The 9961-nt window shown below is 64.5% G+C and carries 4 protein-coding genes and 1 pseudogene; all 5 read left to right on the top strand.

Annotated elements, in window-relative coordinates; genetic code table 11:
- Positions 1-407: BA14K family protein (locus tag WA702_RS00725; RefSeq protein WP_425108608.1), on the top strand; the 407-nt coding region annotated here is incomplete at its 5' end.
- A 576-nt stretch (positions 408-983) separates the two neighbouring features.
- Entirely contained in the window at positions 984-3278 is a 2295-nt protein-coding gene (locus WA702_RS00720) for a CHASE3 domain-containing protein (RefSeq protein WP_425108607.1), read from the top strand.
- A 141-nt stretch (positions 3279-3419) separates the two neighbouring features.
- Positions 3420-5690: a CHASE3 domain-containing protein gene (locus tag WA702_RS00715; protein WP_425108606.1), complete on the top strand. Its 2271-nt coding sequence runs from the start codon at positions 3420-3422 to the stop codon at positions 5688-5690.
- 47 nt (positions 5691-5737) lie between these two features.
- Entirely contained in the window at positions 5738-7987 is a 2250-nt protein-coding gene (locus WA702_RS00710) for a CHASE3 domain-containing protein (RefSeq protein ID WP_425108605.1), read from the top strand.
- Between the two features lie 557 nt (positions 7988-8544).
- Positions 8545-9961, top strand: a pseudogene (locus tag WA702_RS00705) (vitamin B12-dependent ribonucleotide reductase); the annotation flags it as partial.

The following is a 9961-nucleotide window of genomic DNA, read 5'->3' as shown; positions in this document are numbered from 1 at the left end:
GCGGTGGAGCGTCCTTCGCGGCACGCGGTCCGATGAATGGCGGCGGCGCGAACTTTGCGGCCAGCCGTGGTCAGAACTTTGCAGCGGCAGGCGGCCGGGGCCCAGGCGGCTGGCACGGCGGCGGATGGCGCCACCACGGTGGTGGCTTCTGGCCGGGTGTGGCAGCGGGCGCATTCGTTGGCGGCGCGCTGGCGAATTCCTATGCCTATTACGGCGGCCCGGGCTATTATGATTACGGCCCGGACTACTACGCCGACAATTCCTACTACTACGATGACAGCGCGCCGGCCGTCGAGGTCGGTGTCGTCGGCGGCGATGCCAGCTATTGCGCGCAGCGCTATCGGTCATACGATCCCGCCTCCGGCACCTATCTCGGTTATGACGGCGAGCGGCATCCCTGCCCGTAAGGTGAAGCTCTATTGCTGACGACGGAGGCGGCGCTTGCGCCGCCTTTGTCATTTTTTTGCGTCCGCCAGGACACAGAAGCGAGAATTTCGCTGAGATCGCGACATTGTGCCCAGTCGGATCGGCCAGTATGCCCGGTGGCGTGCAGAAAGCGCGCAGCTTTCAGGTCATAAACGCCTGATCCTGTGATTCTGTGTTGAGCGCACTCCTCAAGGGGGCTGCCGCGTCTCTCCGATCAGTACCTGCGTCAGCGCGCATCCAGGCCAATCTCGCCGATTGCCAGGGCTTTTCCCGCCGCCATCGTGAGTGTGAACAACTTGAGCAGCTGATGCTCGAGGGCAGCAGGATTCGGTGCGCCGACTCGTGATGCCTCGACCAATTGTCAGATTTCGGATGATTATTCTGCCATTGCTTTTCCAGATTCCATCGGCCTCCTCCGCGCCAAGCCGGTGCGGCGAGTGGAACGCGCTGTGCTCGCTGCACCAGACGCCCGACGCGATGAGACGCGGGAAGCACACGATTGGTGCGAGCAAGATTTGTGCTTGCCGCCAGGCGCGAGCGACGCTTGAGTTGTGCCGATGATCCGGCAACGCGTCGCTCTTGGATTAGGTCTTGGAATGCTGCTGATGATCGGCGCGGCATCCGTCGGGCTCGACATCAAATCGCGCCATGATTCGGCTTGGGTCGATCATTCGCTCGAAGTGCTGCAGAAGACCTCGGACTTGCGGCTGCTGCTTCGCGAGGCCGAGAGCACGGCGCGCGGTTTCATGCTGACCGACTCTGCAGAGTTGCGCGCCGAGTTCGAAGACGCCACCCACAGGATCCCGCCGGCCCTCGCCGACCTGCTTCAAGCGACCGACAACAACCCCATCCAGGTCGAGTTGCTGCGCAATACGGCGCCGTTGATCAGCCACCGGCTCGAGATCAGCGGCGCGTTCGTTCGCCTCCATGCTGCCGGCGACCTGGACGGCACCAAGGCGTTGACAAGCCGTGGCGAAGGCCGGGCCGTCATGGCGACGATCTTTTCCAATCTCGACCGCTTCACGGTCGAGGAGAAGCGTCTACTGGCGTTGCGCTCGGCCGCCTCACGATCTACAGGCTCGCTGCTGCTGGCGATCGATCTGACGGGCGTAGGGCTGGTTCTCCTCATTGCCGCGTTCATTATCCGTCGTTCCTATCTGGCGCAGCGCGCGCTCCATGACACGCTCGTCGATACAAGGGCGACCGCGAGCTCGCTCGCCGCGAAGGCACAGGAGCAGGATGCGAACCTTGCCGCCGCCCACGAGCGACTCCGTCATTCAGCCGAAGTGCTGCAGAACACCTTCAACGGCATGGCCGAAGGCGTGCTGGTCATCGACTCCACTGATGCGGTGGTGTTCTCCAATCCGGCGGTCGAACGGCTGCTCGGCTACCGTGCGGGCCGACGCCTCACGGACATCAGAGCGGAGCGACGCTTCTTCGAACGCGATGGCGTCACGCTGATTCCGGCCAATGAGCTGCCGACGCCGCGCGTGCTGCGCGGCGAAGCCTTCGACCGCCACGAGGTGGTGGTTCACTTGGGGGAGAGCTCCGAAGGCATCCGCCTCATGGTCAGCGGTCGCCCTCTACGCAACGCCAGGGGCGATATCACCGGCGCGGCGATGGTGTATCACGACATCACGGCGCCCCACGAGACCGAGCGGCTGTTGCATCAGGCGCAAAAACTGGACGCAATCGGCAAGCTCACTGGCGGCGTCGCGCATGATTTCAACAACATGCTGACGATCATCACCGGCGCGATCGAGGCACTGATCGACGACCTGCGCGACCGTCCGGCGGCCGCGGCTACCGCGGCATTGATCGGCCAGGCCGCCGACCGTTGCACCGAGCTGATCCGCCACCTGCTCGCGTTCGCGCGGAAACAGCCGCTGCATCCGCGCGACAGCGACGTCAACAGCACGGTGTTCGACATCGCCAAGCTGCTGCGCCCGACGCTCGGCGAACAGATCGAGATCAACTCGATCCTCGAGCAAGAGGTGATGTTCGCCCACATCGATTCCGCGCAACTGGCCAATTCGCTGGTCAACATGGCGATCAATGCACGTGACGCGATGCCGAATGGTGGCAAGCTGCTGTTCGAGACCCGGATGGTGGAGCTCGACGACAGCTACGCCAAGGCCAATCCCGACGTCGCGCCAGGCTGCTACATCATGGTTGCGGTCAGCGATACCGGCGTCGGCATGCCACAGCAGGTGCGGGACCGGGCGTTCGAGCCGTTCTTCACCACCAAGGAGGCCGGTGAAGGCTCGGGTCTCGGCCTGAGCATGGTATACGGCTTCGCCAAGCAGTCCGGCGGCCACGTCAAAATCTACAGTGAGGAAGGCCGGGGCACCACGATCCGCCTGTATCTGCCGCCGGCTAAGGGCAAGGGCTTGACCGCGCTGGCGCCTGACGCACCGTTGCCGCAGGGCGGCGAGACGATCCTCGTTGTGGAGGACGACAGGCTCGTGCGCGATTTCGTCATCGTGCAGTTGCGAGCGCTCGGCTACAAAACCATACCGGCCTCGACCGCAGCCGAAGCGCTTACCCGGATCGACGCCGGTGAGAGTTTCGATCTTCTGTTCACGGACATTATCATGCCCGGCGGCATGAACGGTCAGGAGCTTGCCGAGGAGGTCCGCCGCCGCCGGCCAGGGGCGAAGGTCCTATACACCTCCGGGTATACTGACAATGCACTAATTGAGCATGGCCGCATCAACCAGGATGCGTTACTCCTGACGAAACCCTACCGGAAGTCAGAACTTGCTAAGATGGTTCGCTTGGCACTCGGCGAGTCCGACAGCGCGGCGCAGGCCACCACAAGGAGCCCGCCATTGCCGGCGGATCGAGGCTAGGGGCGATGCATTTCAGGCAAATGCATATCATGCACCATCAGACCGCGATGGGCTCCAATCCGGATTCTTGCGCATCGCACGCGGTACTATGCGTTTCAGACAGTGACACGCGTTTCAGAGCACGACCGAGACTGAGAAGCAATGATCCGACAGCGCTGGACGATCGGACTTGGCCTTGGCATTCTGCTGGCCATTGGAGCAGCCGCGACGGCGCTGGACATTAAATCCCGTCATGATGCCGGCTGGGTGGAACATACGCTGGAGGTGCTGCAGAAGATCTCCGAGCTGCGGCTGCGGCTTCGGCAGGTGGAAAGTGCCTCCCGGGGCTTTGCGCTGACCCGCTCGCCGGACTTCGTTGCCGAGTTCGAAGACGCTCGCAAGAACATTCCGGCGGTCGCAACCGACCTGCAGCGGGCCGTGCAGGACAACCCGGCGCAGTTGACGCGGCTCGCCAAAATCAGGGACCTCATTGCACGCAGGATCGCGGCATCGGGCGAACTGGTCCGCCTCTCCACCGCATCCGACGGCGCCGGCCTCGCGGCGCTTCAGGCCAAGCCCGAAGGGCGCGCATCGCAGACCGAGATCGCCGGACAGCTCGACGCGTTCGCTACTGAGGAGAAGCGCCTGCTCGATGAACGCACGGCCACGTCGCGAGCGAACGGGGCATTGCTGTTGGCGGTCAACCTGGCCGGGCTGGCGCTGTTGCTAATGATCGCAGCCTATCTGATCCGCCGCGCCTATCTCGCCGATCGCGCGCTGCGGTCGTCGCTCAGCCGTTCCGAAACCGAGGCAAGCACGCTCGAGGCACAGGCCGTCGAGCAGATGCAGCATCTCGACGTCGCCCATCAGGAAGCCCGCCACTCGGCCTCCATCCTGAACAACACCTTCAACACCATGGCCGAAGGCGTGCTGGTGATCGACCAGAGCGGCGCCATCGTGCTCTCGAACCCGGCTGCAGCGCGGATCTTCCAGCTGAAAGCCGACACCACGCTGTTCGATATCAAGGACCAGAATCGCTTCTTCGAGCACGATGGAACGACGTTGATTCCCGATTTCGAGCTGCCGACGGCGCGCGCCTTGCGCGGCCTGCCGTTCGACCGGCGCGAAATCATCGTTCGGCACAACAATCGCCGCGGTAGCTTCAGCCTGATGGTCAGCGGCAGGCCGTTGCGCAGTCGCGCCGGCGAGATCACCAGCGCGGCCATGGTCTATCACGACATCACGGACACGCTGGAGACCGAGCGGCTGTTGCAGCAGGCGCAGAAGCTCGATGCGATCGGCAAGCTCACTGGCGGCGTCGCGCACGACTTCAACAACATGCTCACCATCATCACCGGCTCGATCGAAACCCTGATCGACGACATCCAGGACCGTCCGGCCGCAGTCGAGCTTGCCGTCCTGATCGGTCGGGCCGCCGATCGCTGCACCGAGCTGATCCGCCATTTGCTGGCGTTCGCGCGCAAGCAGCCGCTGCGGCCGCGCGACATCGACGTCAACGCGACCGTACTCGACATGTCCAAGCTGTTGCGGCCGACGCTTGGCGAGCAGATCGAGATCCACACGATTCTCGATGACGACAGGTTGATCGCGCATGTCGACTCGGCGCAGCTTGCCAACTCGCTGGTGAACCTCGCGATCAACGCTCGCGACGCCATGCCCAATGGGGGCAAGCTGCTGCTCGAATCCAGCCTGGCCGTGCTCGACGAAACCTATGCCGCGGCGAATCCCGGCGTCACGCCCGGCGGCTACATCATGGTGGCGGTCAGCGACACCGGCTCGGGCATGCCGGCCGAGATTCGCGACCACGCCTTTGAGCCGTTCTTCACCACCAAGGAAGCCGGCAAGGGTTCGGGATTGGGGCTCTCCATGGTCTACGGCTTTGCCAAACAGTCCGGCGGCCACGTCAAGATCTACAGCGAGGAAGACCACGGCACGACCGTCCGCCTCTATCTGCCGCCGGCGCGCGCGGACGCGCAGATCGCGCCCGTGACGCATGGGCCGATGCCGTTCGGCACCGAGACCATTCTGGTGGTCGAGGATGATCCGCTGGTGCACGACTTCGTGCTCGCCCAATTGCGCAGCCTCGGCTACTCCACCATCGCGGTGACATCAGGCGCGGCGGCGCTCGCCGTTGTGACCTCAGGCCGCGCGTTCGACCTCCTGTTCACCGACGTCATCATGCCCGGCGGCATGACGGGCAAGGAGCTCGCCGAACAGGTGCTGAGGCTGCGGCCGCGGACACGGGTACTCTATACCTCCGGCTATACTGACAATGCCATGCTCGCCCATGGCCGGCTCGATCACGGCGCCCTGCTCCTCGCCAAGCCCTATCGCCGCTCGGAGCTCGCGCAGATGATCCGCGCCGCCCTCGACGCGCCGATCAACGTTCCGATACCGGCGCCACAGGACTGACGACGACGGAGACAAGCCATGGCGATGCCCACAGGTGAGGCGGCGCGATGATCCGCAGAGGCGTCGCAGCGGGCATCGGTCTTGGCATGCTGCTCGGGATCGGGGCCGCGTCCACCGCGCTCGACATCAAGTCGCGGCACGATGCCGCGCGGGTCAACCATACGCTGAAGGTCCTGCAGGATACCTCGGAGCTTCGCGTCGAGCTGCGTCAGGTCGAGGCGGCCGGGCGCGGCTACGCGCTGACCGGCGCGCTGAATCTCATCGACGACTTTCGCACGGCGAGCGCACGGATTCCGGCGGCATTTGCCGCGCTCCAGGCGGAGGTGGCTGACAATCCCGCGCAGTCCGAGCGGCTGCGGAGCATCGACGGGCTGATCCAGCGCCGGGTCGCGCTCTCAGGCGAGTTGATCCGGCTCCATGCCGTCTCCGACCAGGCCGGGATCGATGCGCTCAATACCCGGGCCGAAGGCCGCACGGCGATGACGGTGATCTCGCAGCGTCTCGACGAATTCACCGCAGAGGAGAAACGGCAACTGGCCGCGCGTTCGGCGACGTCGCGAACATCAGGCACGTTGCTGCTGGCGGCCGATCTCGCCGGCGTGACGCTCATTCTTCTGATTGCGGCCTATCTGATCCGCAGCACCTATCTTTCCGACCGTGCGCTGCGCTCATCGTTGAACCGTTCCAAGGTCGAAGCCAGCTCGCTCGAAGCACGCGCTCTGGAGCAGCAGGATCATCTGGCCGCGGCCTATGAGAATCTGCGGCATTCCTCCGAGATCCTGGAGAACACCTTCAACAGCATGGCCGAAGGCGTCCTGGTGATCGAGCCCGACGGCAAGATCGTGCTCTCGAACGCGGCGGTCGCGCAGTTCCTCGGAAGCCGGCCGGGCAAGACCTTCACCGACATGAAGGTGGACAACCGCTTGTACGAGAGCGACGGCGCGACGCCGATCGCCGAGGCCGCTCTGCCGATCGCGCGCACGCTGCGCGGCGAGGAGTTCGACCGCAAGGAGGTCGTGGTCAAGCCGACCGACGGACGGCCGCAGCACCGCCTGATGGTCAGCGGCCGTCCGCTGCGCAACCCCGACGGCGGCATCAGCGGCGCGGCGCTGGTCTATCAGGACATCACCGATGCCCATGAGAGCGAGCGGCTGTTGCAGCAGGCGCAGAAGCTCGATGCGATCGGCAAGCTCACCGGCGGCGTCGCCCACGATTTCAACAACATGCTCACCATCATCACCGGCTCGATCGAGGCGCTGGTGGACGAGATCGGGGACCGGCCGGCCACATCAGAGCTCGCGGCCCTGGTCGGCCGGGCCGCCGACCGCTGCACCGAGCTGATTCGCCATTTGCTCGCCTTCGCCCGCAAGCAGCCGCTGCGGCCACGCGACATCGACGTCAACTCCACCGTGCTCGACATCGCCAAGCTGCTGCGCCCGACCCTGGGCGAGCAGATCGAGATCAACTCGATCCTCGAAGAGGAGGTGATGATCGCCCATATCGACTCGGCACAGCTCGCCAACTCGCTGGTCAACCTTGCCATCAATGCCCGCGACGCCATGCCCAATGGCGGCAAGCTGCTGCTCGAGACCCACAAGACCGCGCTGGACGAGGCCTATGCTGCGGCCAATGCCGGCGTCGTGCCGGGCAATTACATCATGGTGGCGGTGAGCGACACCGGCACGGGCATGCCGGCCGAGGTGCGCGACCGCGCGTTCGAGCCGTTCTTCACCACCAAGGACGCGGGCAAGGGCTCCGGGCTCGGCCTCTCCATGGTCTATGGCTTTGCCAAGCAGTCCGGCGGACACGTCAAGATCTACAGCGAGGAAGGCCGCGGGACCACGATCCGGCTCTATCTGCCGCCGGCCAAGGCGAGCGCTGCGACCGATGCAGCGCCTGAGGTACTGATCCCGCACGGCAACGAGACCATCCTGGTGGTCGAGGACGACACACTGGTGCGCACGTTCGTGGTCGGCCAGCTCCACGGGCTCGGCTACACCACGACGGCAGTCGCCAACGGCGCCGAGGCGCTTGTCGCGGTGACATCAGGCCTGCGCTTCGATCTCTTGTTCACCGACGTCATCATGCCCGGCGGCATGACCGGCAAGGAGCTCGCCACCGAAATCGCGCGGCTGCGGCCGGCGGTGCGGGTGCTCTACACCTCCGGCTATACCGATAACGCGATGGTCGAACACGGCCAGCTCGACCCGGGCGCCCTGCTCCTGTCCAAACCCTATCGGCGCTCGGAACTGGCGCAAATGGTCCGTGAGGCGCTGGATCGCAGGCCGGTGCCATGAGTCGTCCACATGCAAGCCCCAACGCGCATTCCACAGCAACAAATACCTGCCCTGTGGAGAGCGGGATGAAGGGCTGTGGACAGCCCTGCGCGAAAAATTTCTGTGTTTCGAATCCAGTCGGATTCACCGATACTTAGGCACGGTCACAACACCGGCAGACCCCTGTCTCCCCGTAATTTCCACCATATTTAGTGTTTGATTCAGGAACTCGCACTAGTTCTTGACGGGCACGATGGAGTCGGCCTAGCTTTCGGCCTGGCTCGGACGGGAGAGTTTGTTGTCCCACCGGCCATCCCCAGAAGGGCTTTGAAACGACCACTCCGCCGGCCGGTGAGGCCTCGGGTGACGGGCTTGTCTGCCCTGTTCGAGGCCGTACGGGACACGCCGATACGGGCCAGCAAAAGGCCCGGCGGCACAGTTGGGGCGTTGAAGAGAGACAGGCCGGATCAAACCGGTTGAACAGTTGCGGCAGCGGTCCCGGCTTGGGGCCTGGCGCGGCAGATGAAATGATCCGAGACTGCGGGGGCGCGGTCCGGCAGAAAATTGGGATACGACCGATGCGGATTGAACGGCGCAACACCACTGACGGCCAGTCCCCCTACACGGGGATCGATTTCCGCCTGACCACCTCGGAGATCAAGAATCCCGATGGCTCGGTGGTGTTCCGGCTCGAGAATGTCGAGGTGCCCCAGTTCTGGTCGCAGGTCGCATCCGACGTGCTGGCGCAGAAATATTTCCGCAAAGCCGGCGTCGCCGCCAGGCTGAAGAAGGTCGAGGAAGAGAGCGTGCCCTCCTTCCTGTGGCGCTCGGTGCCCGACACTGAGGCGCTTAGCCTGCTGCCCGAGAGCGAGCGCTATGGCAGCGAGCGCTCCGCCAAGCAGGTGTTCGACCGCCTCGCCGGCTGCTGGACCTATTGGGGCTGGAAGGGCGGCTATTTCACCGACGAGACCGACGCCCAGTCGTTCTACGACGAACTGCGCTTCATGCTGGCCAAGCAGATGGTGGCGCCGAACTCGCCGCAATGGTTCAACACCGGACTGCACTGGGCCTATGGCATCGACGGCCCCGGCCAGGGCCATTATTACGTCGACTACAAGACCGGCAAGCTGACCAAGTCGAAATCGTCCTACGAGCATCCGCAGCCGCATGCCTGCTTCATCCAGGGCGTCGGCGACGACCTCGTCAACGAGGGCGGCATCATGGACCTCTGGGTGCGCGAGGCGCGCCTGTTCAAATACGGCTCCGGCACCGGCTCCAACTTCTCCAGCCTGCGCGGCGAAGGCGAGAAGCTGTCGGGCGGCGGCCGCTCAAGCGGTCTGATGAGCTTCCTCAAGATCGGCGACCGCGCGGCCGGCGCGATCAAGTCGGGCGGCACCACGCGCCGCGCCGCCAAGATGGTGGTGGTCGACGCCGACCATCCGGACATCGAGGCCTATATCGACTGGAAGGTGAAGGAGGAGCAGAAGGTCGCAGCTCTCGTCACCGGCTCCAAGATCAACCAGAAGCATCTCAAGGCCGTGCTGAAGGCCTGTGTCAATTGCGAGGGCTCGGGCGACGACTGCTTCGATGCCGAGAAGAACCCGGCGCTGCGCCGCGAGATCAAGCTGGCGCGCCGCGCGCTGGTGCCCGACAACTACATCAAGCGGGTGATCCAGTTCGCCAAGCAGGGCTACAAGGAGATCGACTTCCCGATCTACGACACCGACTGGGATTCCGAAGCCTACCTCACCGTCTCCGGCCAGAACTCCAACAATTCGGTGTCGCTGAAGGACGACTTCCTGCGCGCGGTGGAAACCGATGGCGACTGGAACCTGATCGGCCGCACCACGAAGAAGGTCACCAAGACCCTGAAGGCGCGCGAGCTCTGGGAAAAAATCGGCCACGCCGCCTGGGCCTCGGCCGATCCCGGCCTGCACTTCAACACGACGATGAACGACTGGCACACCTGCAAGGCCACCGGCGACATCCGCGCGT

It is taken from the genome of Bradyrhizobium sp. (assembly GCF_049798375.1).
Lineage (GTDB): Bacteria > Pseudomonadota > Alphaproteobacteria > Rhizobiales > Xanthobacteraceae > Bradyrhizobium.
Note: the sequence above shows the minus strand (reverse complement) of the source record. Positions and strands in the feature narration are given on the sequence as shown.